This window comes from uncultured Proteiniphilum sp. (assembly GCF_937873925.1).
Lineage (GTDB): Bacteria > Bacteroidota > Bacteroidia > Bacteroidales > Dysgonomonadaceae > Proteiniphilum.
The window spans coordinates 19,672-45,680 of record NZ_CALNAT010000062.1 but is presented as its reverse complement, the minus strand read 5'-3'; the positions used below and the strand labels follow the sequence as shown (position 1 = coordinate 45,680).

The following is a 26,009-nucleotide window of genomic DNA, read 5'->3' as shown; positions in this document are numbered from 1 at the left end:
TTTCGGTGGAGGATTGATGGGACTGGGCGATTCCCAGTGGGTAGATTTCAACGGCGACGGAGTGATTGATGAGAATGACAGGGTGGCAATGGGTTATTCTACCTATTACCCGTTATATAATTACAGTTTGGGTGGCGGTTTCAGTTTCCGTAATTTCGATTTCGATTTTCTTTTCCAGGGTGTCAGTCATTTCAGTAAGGTGGTGATAGATGCATACTCATGGCCGCTCCACCGGTTGACAAATCATATTTTCGAATATCAGATGGACGCCTGGACTCCTGATAATCGTAACGCCTTTTTTCCCGCCTACCATTTCGATGCCAACCGTACACACAACAATATAAGTGACGGAGCGACCAGAAGTACCAATATGTTTGATGCTTCCTACATCCGGTTAAAATCGATAGGGTTGACCTACACGCTGCCAAAAGGATGGGTAAATGAGATGAGCCTGGAAAAAATGTCTGTCTATCTCCGGGGGAATAATATTTTTACATGGGCCCCCAATTATCCGCTGGCAGATCCGGAAGGAAGCGACGGAAGCAATGGACGGCTGGTGTATGGATATTATCCTCTCCTGAGGAGATTTTCACTGGGAATACAAATTTCTTTCTAAACAAATATAAATCAAGAATTTTATGAAAGGACAATATATGGCGATGCTTGCTGTATTGATGTTAATCATCACGGCATGCGAGAGCGATTATCTGGATAAGATGCCCGAGGCTGACGGGTACGATTTTGATAAAGTGTTTAAGGACTCCACCAATTACCTGAACTATTGTGAGTATTTAGTCATCAACCCGTTTTTTCTCCACTTGCAGAATGGGGTAAAACCTTTCGGTAGTTGGGATGACATTACCGACAACTCAATCTCAACGCCCACTTTCTCGGGTGTGCCTTCTGTACAGGCGCAGCAGGGCAATTATTATTCCCTGCGTACCAACGGCGATGCGCCCATGGCCAACAACACCACATGGGAACAGATATGGAAGCATATCCGCGTGGCCAACACCGGTATCCGGAATATCAGCCATTATCCGGGAGGTGAAAAAAGCAGAAATAAAATACTGGGAATGTGTTACTTTTACAGGGCTTTCGCCTATATGGATCTGACACGCCGCTGGGGTGGAATGCCTTATCTTTTTGCGCCTATTGACGCTTCTGCTGATATGGACTTTCCGCGACTCTCCATGCAGGAAACTTATATGCTGGCAGCAGAGGACTGCGACTCGGCGGCCATGTTCCTGCAAGACGTTATTCCCGAGTCCGAATTTCAACATCCTACACGGATAGCCGCACTATCCCTCAAATCGCGTATCCTGCTTTACGCTGCCAGTGACCAGGCCCGTAATGAGAACGGTAACGGTGTAAACCTTTGGGAAGAAGCTGCCATCGCTTCCGACGAAGCGATAAAAGCAGCTGAAGATGCCGGTTATTCGTTGGTGGAATGGGGGGCATCCCTCAATGGTGATGACGGTTATCATTACCTCTTCAAGGACAATGATCCCACTAAATATCTTACCGAAATCATTTTGGGACGACGGGCGCAAATTAACTGGGGCTCCGATGCCTATACCAACACTGTCCGCCCCCCCGGCACCTTGTCGGGAAAATACGGGGTAGCTGCCAGTCAGCAATTGGTGGATTGTTTCGAAATGCAATCTACCGGATTGCCTGTTGGCGATCCCGCCTCAGGGCATGTGGAACAGAATCCTTATAAAGGCCGTGATCCGCGTTTCTATTTCAATATCCTGTACAACAACGCCACGGTGATGAACCGGACGCTGAGTATATGGCAGGAAGAAGAAGGAAAGGGCATAACGGGCAGTCCTGACTGTAAAATTACCGCCCAGGGTATCCCCGATATGGGTTATACCCAAACCGGTTATTATGCCCGGAAATGGATGGGCAAGACATGGAATGCCACACTGCCGCAGGTATGGTCCTACATCCGTCTGGCCGAGGTATACCTGAACTTTGCAGAAGCTGCGAACGAAGCCTGGGGCGCTCCCGATACAAAACACGGGCAGAGCCGGTATTCTGCCGCCGGAGCGGTCAACGTGGTGCGTTCCCGGGCCAAAATGCCCGATGTGCACGGCAAATTCATGAATCAGAATGATTTCAGGACAAGAGTCCGCAATGAACGTCGCGTGGAATTATGTTTCGAAGAGCATCGTCTTTTCGATCTGCGGCGTTGGCTCATCGGAACGCAACCCGAAAACAGGGACATTTGGATGATGAAAATTACCAAATTGGCAGCCGGTTACAATGCTGCCATCTACCCAACTGGATTCAGGTTCGAAAAACAACTGGTTATGAGACGGGTTTACGAAAACCGACACAATCTGTTTGTTATTAAACTCGATGACACCCGTATCGGACCTAATTTTAAACAGAATCCGGGTTGGTAGTATGTATATCTTATCTAATAAAATTGTAAGAAAATGAATGTATTGAAAATATTATTAATTCTCTTCTTTCTCATCACGGTAGGGATGATACCCGCTGTTGCCCAAAAAAATAAATCTTACGCTGCCGTGGAGATGGAAATCAGTGACGAATCGGGTAACGCCATACCTTTTGCCATTGTTTCGTCCGCGAAAAAGCGGAATATATACACAACCGGAGAAAACGGCCGGATTACGTTGCAATTGCCTCCGGATGATATGTTGAAAGTGTCGGCCAAAGGTTACGTGACCGAGATCGTATCCGTCGACAACGCCGGAAAGATTATGCTCAGGAAAGAACTGGATTTCAACGGTGAATCTGATGTTCTTTATACTCTCTTTGGAAAAACAACCGAACGCCGCACCGTGGGAGCCTGGTCTAAAGTAGACGGCAAGGATCTGGAAAGCAACCCCACCATGTTTTTCCTTAATTCCCTCGGTGGAAGACTCAATGGACTGTTCACCATGGACAACACGTTGGTGCCCGGTTTCACTAATGCCAACACCTGGTTCAGGAGTCAACAAGGCAACCTGTTGATCATGGTGGATGGGGTGGAACGTTCATTGGACTATATTGAACCGGAAACGGTGGAAAGTGTGGAACTGTTAAAAGATGCCTCGCTGAAATCACTCTATGGAGGTATCGATATCAGCGGTATACTGATGATTCGCACACGCAGGGGAAAAGCCTTCGAGAACAGCGCTCGCGTTAATGTTCAAACGGGTGTGCAGCAACCGTCCCGTCTGCCTGAATATCTGGATGCGTACGATTATGCCACTATGTACAATGCGGCAGCAGTGGCTAACGGAATGGATCCTGTATTCCATGACATAGAAAAATACAGGACAGGCGAGGATCCGATTCTTTATCCTAACGTGGATTATTATGACATGTTCCTCAACCGGCAGATGCCCATTACGCGGGCCAATATGCAGTACTCCGGAGGAAATGAGAAAACGAAGTTTTTCACGCATGTAGGTTATCAGACCAATGGCGGACTGGAAAAATATACCCAATATCCCAACCGCGACAGGGTATATACCATTAGAGGTAACGTCGATAACACGATTTTGAATTTTATCACTTTCTCTGCCGGATTCAATGCCGCCCTGCAGAATAAATCGTGGCCCAATCTATCGACCCAGAATTTTTTCAATATGCTGTCGGATACCCGCCCGAATGAATTTCCCATTTTTATTCCCGGTGAAAATATAGGGCAACCTGACAAAGAATATGTATTAGGCGGTACCTCCATCAACCGTAACAATCCTTATGGTGCTTTAATGAATGGCGGTTATGCCGAACGTGAATATTCCTATCTTCAGAGCGATTTCACGTTGAATATTGATTTGGATAAATGGGTAAAAGGGTTATCCGTGCGTCCTATGTTCACCTTTGATATGTATAATTATTTCACCTCCACGCAGGGTGCAACTTACGTGGTATGGGAGCCGAGAGCTACCGGTAATCCTGAGAGTCCGGTTTCCTATTCTTCATGGGGACAGGAAACTCGGGCCACCAGCATGTCACGGAGCGGCGCAACCACTAACCGGAACTATGCTTTCAATGTGGTGGCTACTTACAACAGGGCGTTCGGAAAGCATGATATTAATTCACTGCTGGTCTACTTCCAGCAGCGGAAAGAATATAACTCGCTGTCGCAGGATCTTAAACGGCAGAATCTGGGCGGACTGGTAAATTATATGTATGATAATCGGTATACAGCCGAAGTCAGTTTAAACCGTGTAGGAGTCGGTTCGTTTGCCCCTTCAAAACGATTTGGCGTTTTCCCCACCTTCGGCGCAGGATGGATTATGAATGAGGAACCGTTCATGCGTGAAATTCCATGGCTGGATTATTTAAAATTAAGGGCTTCCTACGGTATACTGGGTTCTACCTCTTATACCTCTGAAGGGTTGTTTTCCGCTTACCTTTACCGTGACGTGTGGGAACCCGGCGGGTCCTATGGTGGCGTATCGGGCTTCAACAACATTGCCAGGGAAATCCAGACAGGAAATCCAAACGTAGGTTTTCAAAAAACATATGAATTGAATGCCGGTATCGATTTTCTGTTGTTTCGTTCGCTCAGGGCATCGGTGGGCTATTTTACCAAAACACTCGATGGAGTACTGTCCAGCCTTTCCGATATAACGCCGGGTGTCAGCGGTAAAAACGCCGTGCTGATGATGCAAAACTACAAGAGATATAAAAGCGCTGGATGGGAAGCCGAAGCAATGTATGAAAGAAGAATTGGAGACTTTCAATTCTCGCTGGGCGCCAATCTCTGTTATGGGACAAGCAAAATACTCATCGAAGCCGAACCCGATTACCCTGAGGAATTAAAGGGATTGCGAAAAATCAGAAAAGTGGGAGATGTTCTTGGACAACGATATGCCGGTGTTTTTGCTGATGCCGCGGATATCAGTAATTCGCCGAAACAGGGGTTTGGCCTGGTGAACGTAGGAGACCTCAAATATGCCGACACCAACAAAGATGGCAGGGTGGACAACGGTGACCGTGAAGTAATCGCGAACACTACGCCCTCCATGCAATATGGTATTACTTTCAGGATAGAATATAAAGGCATTAACCTGGATGTGTTGGGTTACGGACTGGGCGGTTTCGACCGTATATTGGACAACAAGTATTATCAGATTTACGGTATGCGCAAATACTCTAATGTATTGATTGACGGATTGCCCAACGGAAATCCGCATCCGGTGCTTAGTCCACAATACCGGAATAACAATTTCATCACCTCCGACTATTGGGTGGTGGACGGAAGTTATTTCAAACTGAGGAACGTGGAATTAGGTTATACTCTGCCTTACATGCTGACGGAAAAAATCAATATCGGTAAGGTGAAAGTGTTTGTCAGAGGTGCCAACCTTTTTACCATTTCGAAAATCAAGGATCTTGATCCTGAAAATCTGGAGGCCGGGGTCGGTAATTTTCCCCTGGGTAAAACAATAACCGGAGGAGTATCCGTGGCTTTTTAATACTTTAAAAATAAAATGATGAAAAATAGATATTTATCAGTGTTATGGGTAACGATGGTCTGTTTGTGTTCCTGTTCCGACTTTTTGGAACCTCAAACGGACAATACGATGGATGAAGAAGATGTGTTTGCCAATGCTGCCTATTTTTGCGGACCGCTAATGGACGCCTATGATGCGTTGACGGACAATTTCGATATTGCTATGGACAATATGACCGACAATTCAGTCTCCCGTAATCTTTCAGGTGATTATTATCTTTGTGCTACGGGTGCACTGAGCCCGGATCTCAATCCATTGGACAATTGGGTGGACGGTTACCGGCAGATCCGCCGCCTGAACCAATTCCTTTCGCAGATGAAACTCGATCCCGAAGCTGCTGTTCCTACGCCCGTACGTTTCTACAAGATTGCTACTCAGCAGGACAGTATTGATAATGTGCGGGAATTTCGGAGACTCTATGGTGAAGCTTTTTTTCTGCGCGCTTACTATTATTCTGAATTATTAAAAAATTTCGGGGGAGCAACAGAGGATAACCAAATACTGGGTGTTCCGCTGGTAGGTGACCGCGTGCTGGAGGTGACCGACGACCTGAAACTTCCACGCGCCTCGTATGCCGATTGTGTGAAGGCCATCGTCAATGACTGCGACACCGCGATCAAATACCTGCCGGTGGAATATAAAGGAACCGATCGTGTAACCGGCGCCAGTATGAATGGACGGGCTTCGGGCATCAGTGCACGGGCGTTGAAAGCAAGGGTGTTGCTGTATGCAGCCAGCCCGGCGTTTAATCCCGCTAACGACCTCCAATTGTGGGAAGAAGCCGCTATTGCCGCGGGCGAAGCCATCAGGTCGGTAGGAGGAGGTTTCCAGAATCTGGTGAATGCGCCTGCCTCGAGTGCCACGGAAGATGTCGGTAATGCATATTATTTCATTCAGTTACAGAACAAGGACTGGAACGATAACGGGCGGGACCTGTTTTTCCGGGCTGCTGTCTGGACCGGCAACAAACAGTACGAAAACGAGAATTATCCTCCGGGTATGTACGGTTCTGCGCTTAACAATCCTTCTCAGAATTTTGTGGATGCCTTTCCCGATAAAGACGGTTATCCAATCACTGAAAGTGTGGTATATGATGAAAAAAATCCGTATACCAACAGGGACCCGCGATTGGTACTGTATGTCGCTTTTAATGGTTCCAAAATGGGACCGGGCAATTATTATACCGTGGAAAGCCATACCAATGGTGCCGATGCTTACAATCCCTTACGGAATACCTCCCGTACTTCGTATTACCTGCGTAAGTTATTGCGTCCGAAAACGGTGTCGCTCATACCAGGGGCAACAGCGGCGGCTACACAGCGGACCCGCATTATCCTGGGTAAACCGGAATTATACCTCAACTTCGCGGAAGCAGCTAATGAAGCATGGGGAGTGACTGGCGACCCTCGAGGGTTCGGTTTTACGGCCAAAGCGGTACTCGAAAAAATACATCTGAAATACGGTGCTGGTAACCAATATCTGAATAATGTCATTGGAAATGACCGGGATAAATTTAGAGAGTATATCCGCAACGAGAGACGGTTGGATCTGAGTTTTGAAGGGCATCGCTATTACGACCTGCGCCGCTGGATATCCGACGGGAAGCCTGATGCGCTCAATGCAGAGGTATATGGGTCAAGAATAACCAAAAACAATGATGGGACTTTCTCTTATGAACGTATTCTTCTTGAAAAGCGGGATTTCAGGTCGCCATGGCAACCAATTCCCTATATGGAATTATATAATGCCTCGCTGGTACAAAACGCGGGATGGGAATAAGTTTGTAAGTTGAATTATTTGAAAATTGAATAAATATAAACAGATGAGAAATATGAAAAATCTTTATTTTTCAGTACTTCACGGTATTGCTGTAACTTTTGCCATTGTATGTCTGGCATCATGCAGTTTTGAAGATCCGGAAGACCTTTACCCCTACACTACGGTGTTGTTCGTCTATCAGGACTACAATCGTAACGTAGTCGTTGGAGAAGGATTGCAAATCAATGCTGGCATTACGTTTGCCGGAATGATTGACAATAAGAAAGACCGTATTGTGGAATATGTAATAGACCCCTCGCTGGTAACCGCAGCCAATCAATCAGTGCTGCCCTCATCGTATTACACCTTGGGTCATGCCTCGCAAATTGTAGTACCCAAAGGCGAACTAAAAGGTTATCTGCCCGTTATAATAGATTCCACGGCCTTTCTGAATGATCCTAAATCGCTGACGGGTGAATACGTATTACCGCTCCGGATTATTTCATCGTCCGATGTGGATTCAATTCCTGAAGCCACCAACCATATCCGCATCTCTCTCAGCTACTATGCCAAACAGCACGGATATTACAATTATTCAGGAAGTGTCACTAAGACGAAAGACGGAGTCGCAGATGGCATTGTGAATTACAAAAACATTCCGACAGAAACCAATAGTATCCGCTTTCTACAGACATACGGGCCTACCTCTTTCGCTGTGCTTGCAGATACAAAGAATAATGACGATCCTGCAAAAGATTATATCTTTTTACTGGATGTCCCGACGAGCGGCGGTGGCGCGGTAACAATTTCGCCTCATCCCGATTCACCCGTTGAGGTGCATCCTGACGGCAACTGTACCTACGATGCGGAAAACAGAACTTTTCACCTGTCCTATACTTATACTTTGCCTGACGGTACGGTATGCGCAGTATCCGAAGAGCTCGTTTTCCGGAACAGGATTCGTGACGTACAAAGCAACGGACTGTATATTAATGAATGGCGATAATGAAATTCAAAACTTTTCTACCGGCAGCAATAGCAGGCGTATTTCCTTTACAGGCGGTAACCCAGTCAGTTGACAGACCCAATGTAATCCTTATTATGGCGGATGATATGGGTTATTCTGATATCGGGTGTTACGGAGGAGAGATCGAAACGCCCAATATCAACCGCCTGGCTAATCATGGGATCAGATATACCCATTTTTACAACGCTGCCAGGAGCTGTCCTACGCGGGCATCCCTGATGACCGGATTATATCCTCATCAGGCAGGGATGGGTTGGATGACAGTAGCCCATTTAGGTACACCCCAATATCAGGGGGAGTTGAACGATCGTTGTTTAACCATTGCTGAAGTCTTAAAGACAGCAGGGTACGCCACCTATATGAGCGGAAAATGGCATTTGACACGCGATTACGATGAAACCCAAAGTGCAGACAAACATAATTGGCCGTTACAGCGGGGATTCGATAACTTCTTTGGAACTATACCCGGGGGTGGCAGCTTCTTCACACCTCGTGGCCTGACTGTCGGTAATGAAATTATTAAACCCGAACAACCATTTTATTATACCGATGCTATAAGTGATTCGGCAGTTGGTTTTATCCGTGAAAATCAAATAAAAAAGGACGGACAACCTTTCTTTTTATATGTCGCCTACACTGCACCTCATTGGCCTCTGCATGCCCTTGAAAAAGATATTGCCAAATATAAGGGGAAATATGATAAAGGCTGGGATGCATTACGTAAAGAGAGGTATGAGCGTATGAAGGAAATGGGTATAATTCCGGAAAATACGGTTTTGCCTGAACGCCATAAAGATGCGGCGGCCTGGTATACTATACCGAAAAGAGTAAGGCCTGAACTGGCCCGACGTATGGAGGTATATGCCGCTCAAATTGATAATATGGATCAGGGAATAGGCCGCATTATTGCTGAATTGGAAAGAACCGGTCAACTGGAAAATACGGTCATCCTGTTTTTGTCGGATAATGGAGGCTGCGCAGAAATGATATCCCATGATGATAAAACCGGAGAAATAGGAAGCACGGATGCCTCTTTTGAATCCTACGGACTAGCCTGGGCAAATGCCAGCAATACCCCTTTTCAAATGTTTAAACACTGGATCCATGAAGGGGGGATAGCTACCCCTCTGGTGGTCCACTGGCCCCGGGGTATCAGTAATGAATATCATGGCAAGTTATACCAAAAGCCGGCTCATCTTGTAGACATAATGGCAACGATTGTCGAATTGGGCGATGTGGATTATGGTAAGTTGATGGGAAAAAACAAAAAAATCCAGCCATTAGAGGGTCAGAGTTTGCTGCCCACATTTCAACTGGTCGATAACCGGAGAAATCCCATCTATTGGGAGCATGAGGCCAATATCGGTATGCGGGACGGAAAGTGGAAATTAGTCGCGAAAACAAAAGAGGGGAATGATCCTTCCATCGGGAAATTGGAATTATACGATATGGAGGCTGACCGTTCGGAGTCAAACGATCTTTCGGAACAATACCCTGAATTGACTAAAAAAATGTTTGCCCAATGGATGGTGTGGGCAAACCGGATTCAGGTATTTCCCTTGGATGCCCGTGGATATGATGTCCGCGCCCGTGAAAGTAGAAAAAAAGAAGAGCATATCTGGCAAAAACGAAGAGAGGATAATCAGAAATTACGAAGTAATTAGAATAATGATGTGCTTGCTGTTATTGAATCTCCTGGATTAAAGAAATCTGAATCAGACGCAGGTTAAATATAATATTTTCGAAATATAAGTAATTAACGGAACCAATGAAATTAAATGTCCATTCGGAGGGTACCTGGAAATTTTCCACCTCTGCTTTGATTCTTTCTACAGTCACATTCGGATGTTCCGGAGATGTCACCGAGACCGGTAAACGTCCCAACATTGTCATCGTGCTGGCAGATGATTTAGGGTGGGGAGATGTCGGCTATCACGGCAGCCATATTCAAACCCCCAATCTGGATAGGTTGGCGGAGACGGCCGTCAGGCTGAACCGGTTTTACGTGGCACCGGTATCGACCCCTACCCGGGCCGGTCTGTTAACCGGCAGATATCCGAACAGGATGGGAGTACGGCATGTAGTGATTCCTCCCTGGCGCGATTACGGCATTGAGCCTGATGAGATATTTTTACCCCAGGAGTTGGAGAAAGTCGGCTATAAGCATCGTGCTATTATCGGTAAATGGCATTTGGGACATTCCAGAAAAAAGTATTATCCCCTTAATAGAGGATTTACTCATTTTTATGGTCATTTAAACGGTGCCATTGATTTCTTTTCACTGGAAAGGGAAGGAGAGTTGGATTGGCATGATGACTGGGAAAGTTCATATGATAAAGGTTATAGTACCGATCTGATAACGGAACATGCCGTCCGGTGCATCAAAGATTATTCCGGTGAAAAAGATCCCTTCTTTATATATGTGGCCTATAACGCACCCCATACCCCTTTGCAGGCAAAAGATGAAGATTTGGAACTATATGGATTTGACCCCTCTGAACCCCGTTTTGGACAAGGTGATAAAACCGGGCGTGGAAATAATAAAGAACAGACTTTTGCTGCAATGGTCACCTGTATGGACAGGGGGATAGGGCAGATCATCCGGACATTGAAAGATATGGATGAGTTTGAGAATACTATTTTCCTGTTTTTCAGTGATAACGGTACGGATAACGGTTCCAGCGGGGAACTGAGAGGAAGGAAATTTCTGGAATTCGAGGGTGGAGTGCGTGTTCCCGCGCTGTTAAGCTGGCCTGCCGGATTACAGGGAGAAAGAACTATTGATCAGGTAACGGGTTATGTGGATGTAATGCCCACCCTGTTAGATGTTTTGGGATTGCAATCCACAGCTGAATTTGACGGTATGAGTATGTTGCCCGTATTAACCGGAGAGAAGGCGGTTATTGAGAGAAACCTGTATCTGGGCCTGGGAGCTGTGGTTTCAAATGAATGGAAATTTATTGAAAAAGGACATAATCCTGCAATGGAAATGAAGTCCGATATGCTTTTTAAAATAGATGCCGATCCTTCTGAGCAAAATAATCTGATGGATACTTATAAAGAAAAAGCAGAGGAGTTCCGGTCTTTTGTGAAAACATACGATACCATTCAACCTCCGCGCCCATTACCCGATTATGGGATGGGTCGCGATGGTTTTGTGGCGCCTGAAGAGTGGAAAGTAACCGGAAATTAGATAAATTAGCAGGATCATATAATCAGAATTTATCCTCGGGGTGAAAGTAAGATCCGGTATCATGTTGTTAAAATAAATTCATTTATAAATTATTGATAATGTATAAGAAAGTTGCTTTAATTTTGTTGGGAATGTTTTTTGGAATGGGTATTCTTCTGAAAGCCCAACCTTACCAACCGGTAAAAGGTAAAATAATGACAAGCTGGGGAGAAAAAGTTTCTCCTGAAAATGCATGGAGCGAATACCCGCGTCCGCAATTAAAAAGAGGAGAATGGAAAAATTTAAACGGTTTATGGGATTATGCTGTTGTTCCCAGGGAATCGGCACAGCCGGGTGATTTCCAGGGGAAAATACTGGTCCCGTTTGCCGTTGAGTCCGCTTTGTCGGGGGTAGGTAAAAGCCTTTTGCCTGATCAGAAGTTATGGTACCGGAAAACTTTTGAACTGCCGAAAAACTGGGACGGACAGAATATACTATTGCATTTTCAGGCAGTAGATTGGGAAACAACGGTTTGGGTTAATGGGAAACCGGTAGGTACGCACAAAGGAGGTTCAACGGCCTTTTCATACGATATTACGAAATACCTGAAAAAAGGAGAACAGGAAATTGTCCTGTCGGTTTGGGACCCGACGGATATGGATAGCCAGGCAAGGGGAAAACAGGTCCTTGATCCCCGGGGGATATGGTACACGCCGGTCAGCGGAATATGGCAAACGGTATGGCTTGAACCTGTAGATAAGATCCATATAAATTCAATATATCCTGTTGCCGATATTGATAAAGGACAGGTTACCCTCCATACTGAACTCTCAGGAACAAAAGGCGGGGAAACCCTGAATATAAAGGTATTTGATGCCGGTCAGATAATGCTTGATAAAAATTATCCTGTTTCAGGAGAAATTGTATTGGATATTCCGGAACCAAAACTCTGGACACCTGAATCACCTGCTCTTTACCGGTTGGAAGTATCGCTACGGAAAAATAACAGGGTATGTGATGAGATCGATTCATATTTCGCGATGCGTAAGATCTCGATGGTGAAAGATGAGCAGGGATTCCAGAGAATACAGTTAAATAATAAGACCCTGTTTCAGTATGGAACACTCGACCAGGGATGGTGGCCGGACGGGTTGCTTACCCCGCCTTCCGCAGAAGCCATGCGGTATGATATGGAGGTGCTGAAGGATATGGGATTCAATATGCTGCGAAAACATATAAAAGTGGAACCATGGCTCTATTATTACTATGCCGACTCACTTGGGTTACTTGTCTGGCAGGATATGGTCTCAGGCTTTGAGACAGCCAAGAGGTCGGAACAGCATGTAAACTGGAATGCCGCACACGATTGGGACCGCCCTCGTGAATCGGCAGTACAATGGGAGCATGAATTGAAGACCATGATGGATCAGTTGAAATTCTTCCCGAGTATTGTTACCTGGGTGATTTTCAATGAAGGATGGGGACAATACGATACAAAACGGGTTGTGGACTGGAGTATGAACTATGATAAAACCCGATTGATAGATGGTGTCAGCGGATGGACAGATCGCGAATGCGGCCATATGATCGATGTGCATCAGTATCCCGGGCCGGGTATGGAACCTGCGGAACAAAATCCGGGACGGGTAGTCGTGCTCGGTGAATTCGGCGGATTAGGCCTTCCTGTCGAGGATCATCTGTGGGACCCCTCCATGCGAAACTGGGGGTACCGTACTTATACTAGCGGTGCAGAGTTGATAAAAGAGTACACAAAACTGATGCATAATCTATATCCCTTAAGATACAACGGGTTGTCGGCTGCGGTATATACACAGACTACCGATGTGGAAGGAGAGGTCAACGGATTGATGACGTACGACAGAAAAGTTGTCAAAATAGATCCGGGCTTATTAAGGATTTTACATTCTCCCTTGTATGGAACGGAAACAAGAGCAATAAAGAAAATTGTATCGGACTCGGAAGTGAAGAGTCAGCAACTGTATGCCTCTACTTCAAAACCGGCCGGTGACTGGCAAAAAGGTGCACATGCGGAGTTATTTCAGAAAACAACTGCGCCGGTAACTATAAAAAAAGGTGAAACCGCTTACTCGATAAGCCGCTTTTCAATCGATGAGATGCCGGAGGGGATTTATTTCCATATCCAGTCATTTGGCGATATGAAAGTGTACTTAAACGGTACGGTGGTCATAGATAAGAAGATCAATAGCAGGAGACATTATGAAGATGTGAATATAAGCGAGTTCATACCTTTATTAAAGAAAGGGGAAAACATTTTGGCCGTTGAATGCGGGCCGTATGAACAGAATGCTGAATTTGATTATGGATTATTTGGCTATTAATAGTAAGTTTGTCTAAAACATGCATCGGAAATATGGGTATTCGTATGAAAAAGATTAGTTTAACTTTTTTAACGCTGTTAGGGTATTTCAGTAATGTTCTTTTATTGTTTTCCGCTACCGGGAACGGGAAAAATAACCGGCCGAATATTTTATTTATAATGGCCGACGATTGCACCTATAATGAAATAGGATGCTATGGTGGTAAAAACGCCCGGACTCCCAATATAGATAAATTGGCTGGTGAAGGAATGATGTTCAACAGGGCGTATGTAGGAATGTCCATGTCGGTGCCTTGCCGGCATGAATTATATACGGGATTGTATGCTTTGGAAAGCGGATGTGCATGGAATCACTCTCAATCGAGGCCCGGCACTAAAAGTGTTTTTCATTACCTGACAGACTTGGGGTACAGGGTGGGAGTGTCCGGGAAAAAACATATAGAACCGGCAGAGGTTTTTCCTTATATCAACGTCCCGGGATTTGAAGAAAATTGCGTATTTGCCAAAGAGAAAAAAGAAGATGTTTCCGGTATAAAATTGTTTATGGAGCAGGATAACGATCAACCTTTTTGTCTTTTCGTATGTTCCACAAATCCGCATGCACCCTGGACTTTGGGCGATGCCTCCGCATATCCGCCCGATAAACTGATCCTGCCTCCCACTTTGGGCGATACGCCGGAAGTGCGCGAAGCTTATTCCCGCTATTTGGCGGAAGTAACCTATTTTGACCGGCAAGTGGGAGAAATCCTTAAAACTTTAGAAGCTACGGGGTTGGCCGAAAATACGATAGTTATGCTTTCTACTGAACAGGGCTGGCAATTCAGCGGGGGAAAATGGACCAATTGGGATTTAGGCGTACATACGGGACTGATCGTTAAATGGGCAGGAGTGATTGACAGCGACTCAAAAACAGATGCGCTGGTACAATATGCCGATATTACTCCGACACTCATAGACATTGCCGGAGGAAAGGCAAAGAAGAACTTGTCGGGCAAAAGTTTTCTAAAGGTTTTACTCGGTAAAAAAAATGAACACCGCGAATATGTGTATTGTATGCACAATAATGTACCGGAAGGGAAACCCTATCCTATAAGGACGATAATCAGTAATGAATATCATTATATCCAAAATTTACTCCCTGATAGTACCTATTTTGAAAAGCATTTAGAAGCGGCGGCCCATAACGAAGGTTGGTGGCAGTCGTGGAAGAATGCGGCAAAAAGAAGTGAAAGGGAACGTTTTCTGGTCGATCGTTTTTATAACCGGCCCGCCGAAGAACTCTATTCTGTCAAAAATGACCCGAATCAATTCAATAATCTGGCCAATAATCGGGAATATGCCAGGATCAGGAAAAAACTGAACAAAGAGCTTACAAAATGGAGAAGAGAACAAAAGGACCCGGGGATTCCGGTAGATACTCAATCTGCTCATAAGAAAAAATATTGGGTTCAATAGGATAGTCAATATGCAGGTTATTGATAAAAACGAGGGAACTGATCGGTAGTAAAAACTATTGGAAGCAGTGCTGAGGCTCTAAGAGGGTGAATATATCACGATGTGAGATATCACCTTTTATTTGAGAGCGGCCCAGGTATTTCATTCCCCAGGAAAACAAACAGTAAAAAAGGTGATAAGGCAAGAATCAGATAATCATTTTATTAAATATGGAAAGGTGGAGGGATGATTAATTTTTATTATTTTTTGAGATGAAAATAGCATTCATTCTATAAAAGAAAAATGATATTTGTGATAATATAACAATCAAAAGAGCGGATTTTCGTTATTTTTTTAAATTGCCGCAAATTAGTTTGATCATTAGATTGTTATATAAAATATACCAAACCGTTAAATATAAAAATCCAGTTTTTAATTCTAAGGAATTCGGGAAAGTTGCCAATTGTTTTTATTGTTTTGGGAAAAGTGCAAAGTTGAATGCACTTAAATTATTATGTTTTATAATCTAAACAAATGAAGGAATGAGAAAGAAAAAATCATTTAATTTGATGAAAGGCATATTATCTATGTGTTTTGGGATATTATGCTTTGGGGTATCTGCTCAAAATATTAATGTGAGTGGTACTGTGGTGGATACCTACGGTGAACCCCTTATAGGAGTGACACTCCAGGTACAGGGATTGTCTGTGGGTACTGTTACCGATATAGACGGCAATTTTACGCTGTCCAATATTGCTCCGGATGCTATACTGGAGGTTTCATATGTGGGAATGACGACACAACTTGTGAATGTCAACGGAAGACGTACTTTGAGCATTACTCTCCAGGAAGATTCGGAAGTCTTGAGTGAGGTGGTTGTGACCGGATTCGGGTTGGCCCAGAGGAAGGAATCGCTGACATCGGCAATCTCTGTGATTGGCTCGGAGGATATCAGCAGGTCTCAGGCTTCCACTTCATCGGGCGCCTTAGTCGGCAAGATTGCCGGTATCAATTCACGTCAGGCCGATGGTCGCCCCGGTTCGTCCACCACTATTCAAATACGAAATATGGGAACGCCATTGTTCGTAATAGATGGGATACAGTCGGATGAAGGCCAGTTTAATAACATCGATTTTAACGATATTGAAACAATATCTGTTTTGAAAGATGCTTCCGCATCGATTTATGGTGTTCGTGCTGCCAACGGGGTGGTGGTAGTAACTACCAAAAAAGGAACACGTAATACCAAGAATACGGTGACTTTGAATGCTTATTACGGAATGCAGAGCCTGTATGATTTTCCAAAGCCGGCAACCGCTACTACCTATATTAAAAATTATATACAATCGGAAACTGTCCAGGGAGTAACCAATTACAGGTACAATAGGGAAGATTACCAGAAATGGCAGCAGGGCACCGAAAAAGGATACGTGCCTTTTGATTGGTATGACTATATTTGGGAAGTGTCACCCCAAACATATATTAATGCGAATGTAGCCGGTGGATCAGATAAGATTAATTATTACCTGAGTGTAGGAAATCTGAATCAAGATGCTATCATTGTAAATTATGGGGGATTCAACCGTACCAACGTGCAAATGAATGTGAATGCCAATATCACGGACCGTTTCAAAATTGGTGGGGGTATGAATGGACGCATCGAAAGGCGTGTGAACCCCGGGGTGCCGGGTGTTGATGATTATTGGTTACCCCGTTTTGGTACGTTCCGTAACCTGCCCACCCGACGGCCGTTCGCGAACGATAACCCGCTTTACCCGACCATGACTTCCACAGAAGCAGGAACCAACTTTGCCTGGTTGACGTATGATCTATCCGGAAAATATGAGGAGACATGGAGGGTTGTACAATTGAATTTTGATGCTGAATATGAAATAATGGATGGATTAAAGGCCCGCGCTTTGGTAAGCTATTATTTGGCAAATCAAAAATTGGATAATCAGGAATATACCTATAAACTGTATGATTATGATGAAAAAACAGATACTTATCCGGTGATGTTCGAAAATACCAATCCATGGCGGGAAAGACGGCAAGGTTTCAATGAAGAGATAACCTCCAACATCCAGCTATCTTACAACAAAAGTATCGCTGATCACAATATTGCCGCAGTATTTGGCGTGGAAACGATCAAACGTGATACACCCACTACATGGGTACATTCGATTCCTGTTTCCAACGCTTTACATCTGATCGATTACGAAACCATGGATACTTATGATGATACGGGTAATAATACCCAAGCCCGGGTGGGTTATATGGGACGGATCAACTATGACTTTGCCAATAAGTATCTGGTGGAACTATCCGGACGCTATGATGGCTCCTGGCAATTCCCGCCGAATCATCGTTGGGGTTTCTTCCCTTCGGGCTCTGTAGGATGGAGAATTTCAGAAGAGAATTTCTGGCGCGACACCAAGATGGCCAATGTGTTCAGTGATCTGAAACTGAGAGCTTCTTATGGATTATTGGGAGATGATGATATCCACGGTTATAATCCCTTTGATTATATGAGCGGATATAACTATAAGCGATACAGAAATGCGGATGGCGACTGGGTCGGCATTGCTTCCTCGGTGATTGACGGAGCCTATACGATCGGTACGCAACCTCGTGGACTTCCCGTTACAACACTATCATGGATTAAGGCCAGGATCCTGGATGTGGGATTGGATGCCAGCTTCTTTAATGGAAAACTGTCCGGGTCTTTCGACTTTTTCCGCCGTATGCGTACAGGGTTACCTGCTTCAAGGTATGATATTTTATTACCATCGGAAGTAGGATTCAGTTTGCCGAGTGAAAATCTGAATTCGGATATGCATAAGGGATACGATTTTGTCGCTAATTGGAGGGATAAAGTAAGCGATTTGACTTATTCCGTGGGTGCGAATGTGACCTATTCCCGTTTCTATGATTGGGAACAGTATAAACCACGTTTCAGCAACTCATGGAATGTGTACCGGAATTCAATCAATCAACGTTTTGGATATCTTAACTGGGGGTTGGAGGCCGACGGACAATTCCAGAGTTGGGAAGAGATTGCTTCATGGCCGATTGATAACGACCGCCAGGGTAACAGGACCCTCCGTCCGGGGGATATAAAATACAAAGATATCAATGGTGACGGTGTGATTAACGGGATGGATGAGCGTCCCATAGGCTATCGCCAGGATTCAACACCTGTTTTAAACTTTGGATTCAACTTTTCATTTTTATGGAAAGGGTTTGATCTGGCATTTGACTTGACCGGTGGAGCGATGTCTACCTGGTATCAGGAATGGGAGCAGAGAAATCCCTTCCATGACGGAGGAAATAATCCCCAGTATTATATGGAAGATACCTGGCATTTGGCAGATATCTGGGATGCCAATAGTGAGCTCATCCCGGGTAAATATCCCATGTTGTTAATCGGTAATAGCAGCCATAGCAACTACTGGAACAGTACTTTCTGGAAGAAAAATGTGAGGTATATCAAAGTGAGGAACCTCGAGTTTGGTTACACGGTTCCCAAGTCCATTGTAAATAAAGCTTCCATCTCTGATCTGCGTTTGTATCTCGCAGGACAAAACCTGTTCGGATTGACCAACTTAATTGGCGTTGATCCGGAAATACAGGATACAAATGGTTTGGCATATCCTACTATGCGGATTATTAATGTTGGTTTAACTCTCAAATTCTGAAAATTATGAAGATAAAAAATATATTTATAGCTTTGGCTATAATTCTTTTTTCGTTCAATAACTGCGCCGATTTCCTGGAACGGGAACCTGATACCATCTTATCCGATGATCAGATATTCGGAGATCCTATAATGATAAAATCGGTGCTTTCCAACTTTTATGGTAGAATAACCTGGGGACAACATATAGATGACTCTTACACATACACAATATTGGATGAGGCTTCCAGATCTGACGGCGGCCCGGATACCCGTCAGGATTTCGAAAATGATCGTTGGAGAGTATATAACTATACTTTACTCCGTGATTTGAACCAGTTCCTGAAAGGAGTACACGAATCAACTGTATTGGATGACGAAACCCGGGCTCAATTGGACGGTGAAGCCCGGTTTGTCAGGGCCTGGCTCTATTTTAATATGGTCCGTGGAATGGGTGGTATGCCTATTATTGGCGACGAGGTGTTTGAATATACCCCCGGTATGGATGTTACCACACTGCAATATCCCCGCTCCACCGAAGCTCAACTCTATGACTATATCATTTCCGAATGTGAAGCCATTAAAAATTTCCTACCGACCGATCCTTCCACGAATGCTGCAAGGGCCACCAAATGGGCTGCAGTGATGCTGAAAGCACGTGCTGCCGTCTATGCCGGATCTATCGCAAATTATAACAATAAAATGACTGCTCCGATCCGGACAGCCGGTGAGGAAGTAGGTATTCCGGCCAATTTGGCAGAGGGTTATTATGAGACAGCGCTTTTGGCCGCTGAAGAGGTTATAACCAGTGGCAAGTATGAATTGCAACTGACTAAACCCGACGACAGAGGACGTAATTTCTATGAAGCCCTTTCGGTGAAAGATAATAACAAAGAGGTGATCTGGGCGCGTGACTACAAATATCCCGGACAAACGAACGGATTTACACAATCCAATATCCCTGCTTCTCATGCCGAAGATATTGACCGCGCATATGCAGGTCCTATACTGAATCTGGTGGAGGATTTTGAGTATATTACTGATCGGAACGGTCAAATCAGGACGAAAGAGGCTAATGGGGACTATATTTATTATGATAATCCCCAGGACGCTTTTGCCAATAAAGATCCGCGTTTATGGGGTACCGTTATTTATCCCGGCGCCGATTTTAAAGGTACGACCGTCGTGTTGCAGGCCGGACAGAAATATCTTGAAGGAGGGGAGTGGAAAATAAGGACCAGTGAACCGGGTCAAACAGATGCTAACGATATCCTTATCACATCTGTGAATGGTCCGACAACCACAAACAACCAGTTTGTGAATAAATCAGGCTTCTTTTTCCGCAAATTTATGGATGAAACGCCCAAAGCTTCTACCCGCGGCCGCAGGAGTGAAATGTGGTTTCCCCGATTCCGGATTGCAGAAGCTTATCTGATCGCTTCTGAAGCCGCATTCGAGTTAGGGCAATCCGGGGAAGCTTTGACATATATCAACGCAGTACGCGATAGAGCCGGAATACAAGAACTTACAGCCGTGACTTTTAATGATATAGTCCGCGAGAGAAGGGTAGAATTTGCTTTTGAAGATCATCGCTATTGGGATTTAAAACGCTGGCGGCTGGCACATCAACTTTGGAACGGAGTCGGTCAAAATGAGTATGTTAACCAACAGTATGCCCAACAGATGGCTTTATTCCCTTATCTGATCAATGATCCGGGTAATCCCAACCAGGGTAAGTGGGTTTTTGATAAGTTCCCCACACACATGTCGCCATACCCAAGGCGTTTTGAGATGAGAAATTATTATAACTTTATTGATCAGGGATGGATTAATAATAATCCTAAATTGGTAAAAAACCCTTATCAATAATAGTATTAAGTGTAAATTTGTAAAAGATGATAAATATGAGACTTTATAAATACTTCTTAATAATTACGACGGTGGCTATGATACTTATCGCCTGTGGTTTTGATAATTATGATGCCCCCGAGTCGGTATTGCAGGGCAAAGTAACCTATGACGGGGAAGCGTTGGGAGTACGCGGAACCGGAGAAGCAATACAATTGCAGCTTTATCAGGACGGATATGAACTGAGAGACCATATCCCGGTGTATGTGAAGCAGGATGGCACTTTTCAGGCGACCCTCTTTGATGGTGAATATAAATTGGTAACCCGAAACCAGAATGGCCCCTGGGTGAATGCGCGTGATACAGTTGTCATCAACCTCCAAGGATCGACCAATGTGGAAGTGAAAGTAACCCCTTATTTTACCATATCCGATGAGTCGTTAACGCTAAGTGGTTCAGTATTGAATGCGACCTTTGATGTAACGCAGATAGTAAGTACAGCTGAAATAGACTATGTATCTTTATTGGTAAGCAAGACCGCTTTTGTGGACGATGTGTCAAATATTGCCCGTAAGGACTTTCAAGACCTACAGGCCGGCACATTGACCTTGTCAATGGATATGGCGGGTAATAACGAATTTACTTCAGCTAAATACCTTTTTGCCAGAGTAGGCGTAAGAACTATTGGGGCAGATCAGGCCATATATTCTAAAATTGTTCAATTGAAATAGCATATAATTAAATCGAAAAACGAGGGGTTGTAATCCAAAAAATTATAACCTCTTGTTTGTTTAATAATTGTAAAGATGAAAATGAATAGACTGATATATGCACTTGTTCTGTGAATAATATTGTTTCGGTACACCGAACGAGCCTCATCTCTCCACCCTATAGCGAAAGCGTTTGAGGATATCGGCACTCCCTGTCTAGAATATGGATCTCACCGAATAATACCGTTTGAGAGCAGAAAGGGAGTAGTGCCGACAAGATAAAATAATCCGGTTACAAAGGCTATTCCCCTTTTTTTTATTATTTTTAGCCCTCGAAATATAGGGGATATATATAACGGCGTCATATCCGTTGAGGCAGTTGCTGGAGAAATGGTATAGATAAGAATGGACGGTGTTATATTTTTTTGAAATGAAAATGATAAGGTTATTTACTCTTTTTGTCTTGTTGTGGGGCATGATCTTCTTTAGTGGCAGCCGTTTATCCGGTTCCCCTGACTACACATTCACACATTATAATATCAATAACGGTCTGTCGCAAAATACGGTTCGTTCTATCTTTCAGGATAACCGGGGTTTTATGTGGTTCGGTACGAAAGACGGGCTGAACAGATTTGACGGTACCTCGTTCAAGGTGTTTAAATTTTCACCCGAAAGTGATTTAAATGACAATGTTTTTCACCGTATATTGCAGGATAAAAATGATAATATCTGGGTCGCAACAGAGAATGGTGTCTATATTTATGATGTACTGCAAGAGAAATTTTATCGTTTTAACAAGACAACCCCTAAAGATGATTATGTGGACGGTGTTGTTACCGAAATGATCGCAGATCATGATGGCGATATCTGGATGTCTGTAGAAGGTAAGGGGATTTATCACTATAATATTGCCGGGGATGTACTTAATTTTTACACTATACCATTGGTAGAGGATGGATTAAAAATGGTCAGTTTGTGTCCCGATAACAATAGAGGCGTATGGGTATTTCCTTATTCATCCCTATTCCTTCGTATTGATAAGAAAACAGGAGAAGTTACTCCTTTCCACCTGGTGGATGATAAGGAACTTTTCTATCATGTGGGAGAGGTGCTGAATGTGATAGCCGACCGGTATAACTATCTGTTGTTGGCTACATCGCAAAAAGGAGTAATCGGCATTAACACGATTAATAGAACACACCGTATCTTATTAAGTGAAGATGCCGGCGGGGAACCTGTTTTTGCCCGGTGTATAAGAAGAGTTGATCCAAATACCCTTTGGATCGGTACGGAGTCGGGGATCTATATCTATGATACCGAAACAGAGGAGGTGACCAATTTGCGGCACAACAACTCAATGCCTTATTCCCTCTCCGATAATGCTATTTATTCTATCTATAAGGACCGGGACGGAGGAATTTGGGTAGGAACATATTTTGGAGGAGTGAATTATTACGCAAACCGGTATAATAGCTTCGATCTGTTTTATCCGATAGCCGACAGAAATAATATGAAAGGCCGGCGGGTCAGAGAATTTTGCAGTGCGCCCGACGGTAAAATATGGATCGGGACGGAAGATGGCGGACTCAATCTGTTTGACCCTGTAACTGACACTTTTCAACCGTTACCCCTACCGTTGAGGTCGTTATATACCAATATACATGCTTTGTTGAGCGATGGGGACTATCTCTGGATCGGTTCCTACTCCAAAGGATTGGTCAGATACAATACAAAAAGCGGAGAATTGATAACTTATACACAATCGGATACCCCGAATACGATCAGTCAAAACAGTCCGTTCGCATTGTGTAAGGACAGGCAGGGACTGTTGTGGGTGGGTACGCTGTCAGGGGTGGATACTTATGATTATGAAAAGGATCATTTCAGACAGGTAAAAGAGATGAAAGGGATGTCCATAATGGATATTTTTGAGGATAGCTATGGGTTGATTTGGATATCCACTTTTTTAGACGGTCTTTACAGATTCGATCCTGCCACGAACGACTGGAAAATTTTTCAGCATAATGCTTCGGATGAACACAGCCTTCCTTATAATAAAGCAACCAGTGTCTTTGAAGATAGTAAAGGCAGATTGTGGATCACCTCGCAGGGAGGGGGTTTTTGTCTCTTTGACAGAGAGTCCGAAACATTTTCAACGTTCAATAGTTTGAATGGCTTACCGAATGACGTGGTGTACCAGATTGTAGATGATGATGAAGGAACCCTCTGGTTGTCCACCAATTCAGGACTTGTCCAATTTGATCCGCAGAAGGGTACTTTTAAAAATTATCATGTTACCAACGGATTAAAAACAAATCAATTCAATTATCAATCAAGTTATAAAACATCGAACGGCCATATTTATTTTGGATCGCTTGATGGTTTTGTACGGTTTAATCCTTCAACTTTTAAAGAGTCCCAGTCGGTTGCACCTCTTGTCCTCACTGATCTTTTTATTAATAATGTAAGGATGACCCCTTCGGATAACGGGTCACCTATAAAGCAGAGCATTTTATATACAGATAGACTGAGCTTACCGCATCATCAGAATTCTCTTAGTTTGCGGTATGCTGTGCTGAATTACTCCGGTTCGCATACAGACAGGGTCTTTTACCGGTTGGAGGGGCTCGATAAAAAATGGCTTCAGGCAGCAGATCAACAGACTATTGTTTATTCAAACCTGAAACCCGGAAATTATGAACTTTTGCTGGGTTTTGCAGGTGAAGATGGAAATGAGCCCGTCAAAAGTGTGAAAAGACTTTCAATAGATATCCGTCCCCCTTTCTGGTTAAACGGGTGGGCTTACCTTCTCTATTTCCTGTTGCTACTTACGGGGATATTCTTTTTTACACGCTTTTTTTACCTGCGCAACCGGTTGAGGGAACAGGAACGGATGAGAGATTTCGAGCAACAGAAAGAGCGGGAACTATACCGTTCGAAGATCGATTTTTTCACCAATGTGGCACACGAGATACGTACACCGTTGTCATTGATCAAAGCGCCGCTCAGTCATGTGATCATGACCGGGCAGGTATCGGACGAGGTGAAGGAGAACCTCCAGATCATGAGTAAGAATACCGACCGCTTGCTTAATCTTACCAACCAACTGCTTGATTTTCGGAAAACCGAGTCGGATGCCTATTCCCTGAACCTGCATAGGATAAATGTGTCGGAATTGATTCGTGACACTTTCCTCCGGTTTACTCCTTTGGCTAAACAAGGGGGAGTACAGTTTGAACTTACTCTGCCTGAAAAGGATATCTTCATCAAAGTGGATAAAGAAGCTTTCCTTAAAATCCTGAGTAATCTGTTGAACAATGCTGTCAAATATTGTGAGAGTTATGTGCGGGTGGAAGCGTATACGGTAACGGGCGAGCAGTATAAACAGTTCCATTTGGTTACGGTAAATGACGGGGAAGAGATCCCTGAGAAATATCGGGAAGATATCTTTAAGCCGTTTGTACAAGTCGATAGGAAAAAAGACCATAAGGTGGCGGGAACGGGGATCGGCCTGGCACTCTCCAAATCGTTGGCAGAATTACATAAAGGTGATTTGGTGCTGGAAGCAGAGGAGGAGAGTGAATGGATATGTTTCCATCTTATACTCCCGGCAGGTGAAGTGGATGAAGTATTGGCAGAAACGACAGGGGAACCGGAAAAAGACAAAGAGGCGGAAAAAAGTAAGGGAAAGACCACTAGAACAACAGCCGCCGCTACATTATTGCTCGTAGATGATGATCTGGAATTGTTGCAGTTTGAAGAGAAATTTCTGTCGCCCCACTACCATGTGGTGACCGCAAAGAATGGAATACAGGCGCTGGAAATACTTCGTGAGACAACGGTGAATCTTATCGTAAGCGATGTGATGATGCCGGATATGGATGGTCTGGAATTTACCGGACGGGTCAAATCAGATATTGAATTCAGTCATATCCCGGTCATACTGTTGACTGCCAAAGTGAATGTGGAATCCAGAGTACAGGGATTTGAAACAGGAGCCGACGCTTATATAGATAAACCTTTTTCGCTGGAGGTGTTGATGGCACAGATTGCTAATTTACTGGAAAGTCGCGAAAAACTGCGTGAAACGTTTCTGCAAAACCCGTTTATAGGAGCCGGTAGCATTGTTCAGAGCAAGTCGGATGAGGAGTTTATCAAAAAACTGCATGCCATCGTACAGGAAAATCTCGATAACTCCGATTTTATTGTCGAAGATATAGCGGAACAATTCAATATGAGCCGTGCCAGTTTCTACCGGAAAATAAAAGGTGTGCTGGATTTGACACCCAACGAATATATCAGGGTAGAGCGTCTGAAAAAAGCTGCGCAGTTACTCAAAGAAAAAGTATACAAAGTGAATGAAATTTGTTATATGGTCGGTTTTAATTCACCTTCCTATTTTACCAAGTGTTTTCAACAGCAATTCGGGATTTTACCCAAAGATTTTGAATAAAAGAGAGGGGTGAGATAAAACTGATATATTTTGATACAATTGGTGCGGCACTGTCATGCTGAAATTAACTATTTTCGTGATTT

The 26,009-nt window shown here is 44.1% G+C and carries 12 protein-coding genes and 1 pseudogene; all 13 read left to right on the top strand.

What is annotated here, in order from left to right; genetic code table 11:
* Nucleotides 1–616 (top strand): annotated as a pseudogene (locus tag Q0502_RS04360) (hypothetical protein); the annotation flags it as partial.
* A 22-nt stretch (nt 617–638) separates the two neighbouring features.
* Entirely contained in the window at nt 639–2,414 is a 1,776-nt protein-coding gene (locus Q0502_RS04355; RefSeq protein WP_298647596.1) for a RagB/SusD family nutrient uptake outer membrane protein, read from the top strand.
* A 33-nt stretch (nt 2,415–2,447) separates the two neighbouring features.
* Nucleotides 2,448–5,450 carry a SusC/RagA family TonB-linked outer membrane protein gene (locus Q0502_RS04350; protein ID WP_298647593.1) on the top strand — a complete coding sequence of 1,001 codons (3,003 nt, stop codon included), beginning with the start codon at nt 2,448–2,450 and terminating at the stop codon, nt 5,448–5,450.
* Between the two features lie 15 nt (nt 5,451–5,465).
* The gene (locus Q0502_RS04345; RefSeq protein ID WP_298647591.1) at nt 5,466–7,268 is read left to right on the top strand and encodes a RagB/SusD family nutrient uptake outer membrane protein; all 1,803 of its coding nucleotides are present in this window, start codon (nt 5,466–5,468) and stop codon (nt 7,266–7,268) included.
* A gap of 52 nt (nt 7,269–7,320) precedes the next feature.
* The gene (locus Q0502_RS04340) at nt 7,321–8,253 is read left to right on the top strand and encodes a DUF1735 domain-containing protein (protein WP_298647588.1); all 933 of its coding nucleotides are present in this window, start codon (nt 7,321–7,323) and stop codon (nt 8,251–8,253) included.
* Entirely contained in the window at nt 8,253–9,938 is a 1,686-nt protein-coding gene (locus Q0502_RS04335) for an arylsulfatase (RefSeq protein WP_298647585.1), read from the top strand. The genes Q0502_RS04340 and Q0502_RS04335 overlap by 1 nt, the downstream gene beginning before the upstream one ends.
* Nucleotides 9,939–10,042: 104 nt before the next feature.
* A complete protein-coding gene (locus tag Q0502_RS04330; protein ID WP_298647582.1) occupies nt 10,043–11,467 on the top strand; it encodes an arylsulfatase in 1,425 nt (474 codons plus the stop codon).
* 98 nt (nt 11,468–11,565) lie between these two features.
* Nucleotides 11,566–13,806: a sugar-binding domain-containing protein gene (locus Q0502_RS04325; protein ID WP_298647579.1), complete on the top strand. Its 2,241-nt coding sequence runs from the start codon at nt 11,566–11,568 to the stop codon at nt 13,804–13,806.
* A gap of 44 nt (nt 13,807–13,850) precedes the next feature.
* Nucleotides 13,851–15,260 carry a sulfatase gene (locus Q0502_RS04320; RefSeq protein ID WP_298647576.1) on the top strand — a complete coding sequence of 470 codons (1,410 nt, stop codon included), beginning with the start codon at nt 13,851–13,853 and terminating at the stop codon, nt 15,258–15,260.
* A gap of 566 nt (nt 15,261–15,826) precedes the next feature.
* Nucleotides 15,827–18,937: a TonB-dependent receptor gene (locus Q0502_RS04315; protein ID WP_298647601.1), complete on the top strand. Its 3,111-nt coding sequence runs from the start codon at nt 15,827–15,829 to the stop codon at nt 18,935–18,937.
* A gap of 5 nt (nt 18,938–18,942) precedes the next feature.
* Nucleotides 18,943–20,784 (top strand): RagB/SusD family nutrient uptake outer membrane protein, encoded by a 1,842-nt coding sequence (locus tag Q0502_RS04310; protein WP_298647573.1) that lies wholly within the window; start codon nt 18,943–18,945, stop codon nt 20,782–20,784.
* A gap of 35 nt (nt 20,785–20,819) precedes the next feature.
* The gene (locus tag Q0502_RS04305) at nt 20,820–21,494 is read left to right on the top strand and encodes a DUF3823 domain-containing protein (protein ID WP_298647570.1); all 675 of its coding nucleotides are present in this window, start codon (nt 20,820–20,822) and stop codon (nt 21,492–21,494) included.
* 415 nt (nt 21,495–21,909) lie between these two features.
* Nucleotides 21,910–25,926 (top strand): two-component regulator propeller domain-containing protein, encoded by a 4,017-nt coding sequence (locus Q0502_RS04300; RefSeq protein WP_298647567.1) that lies wholly within the window; start codon nt 21,910–21,912, stop codon nt 25,924–25,926.
* The last annotated feature ends 83 nt before the right edge of the window (nt 25,927–26,009 follow it).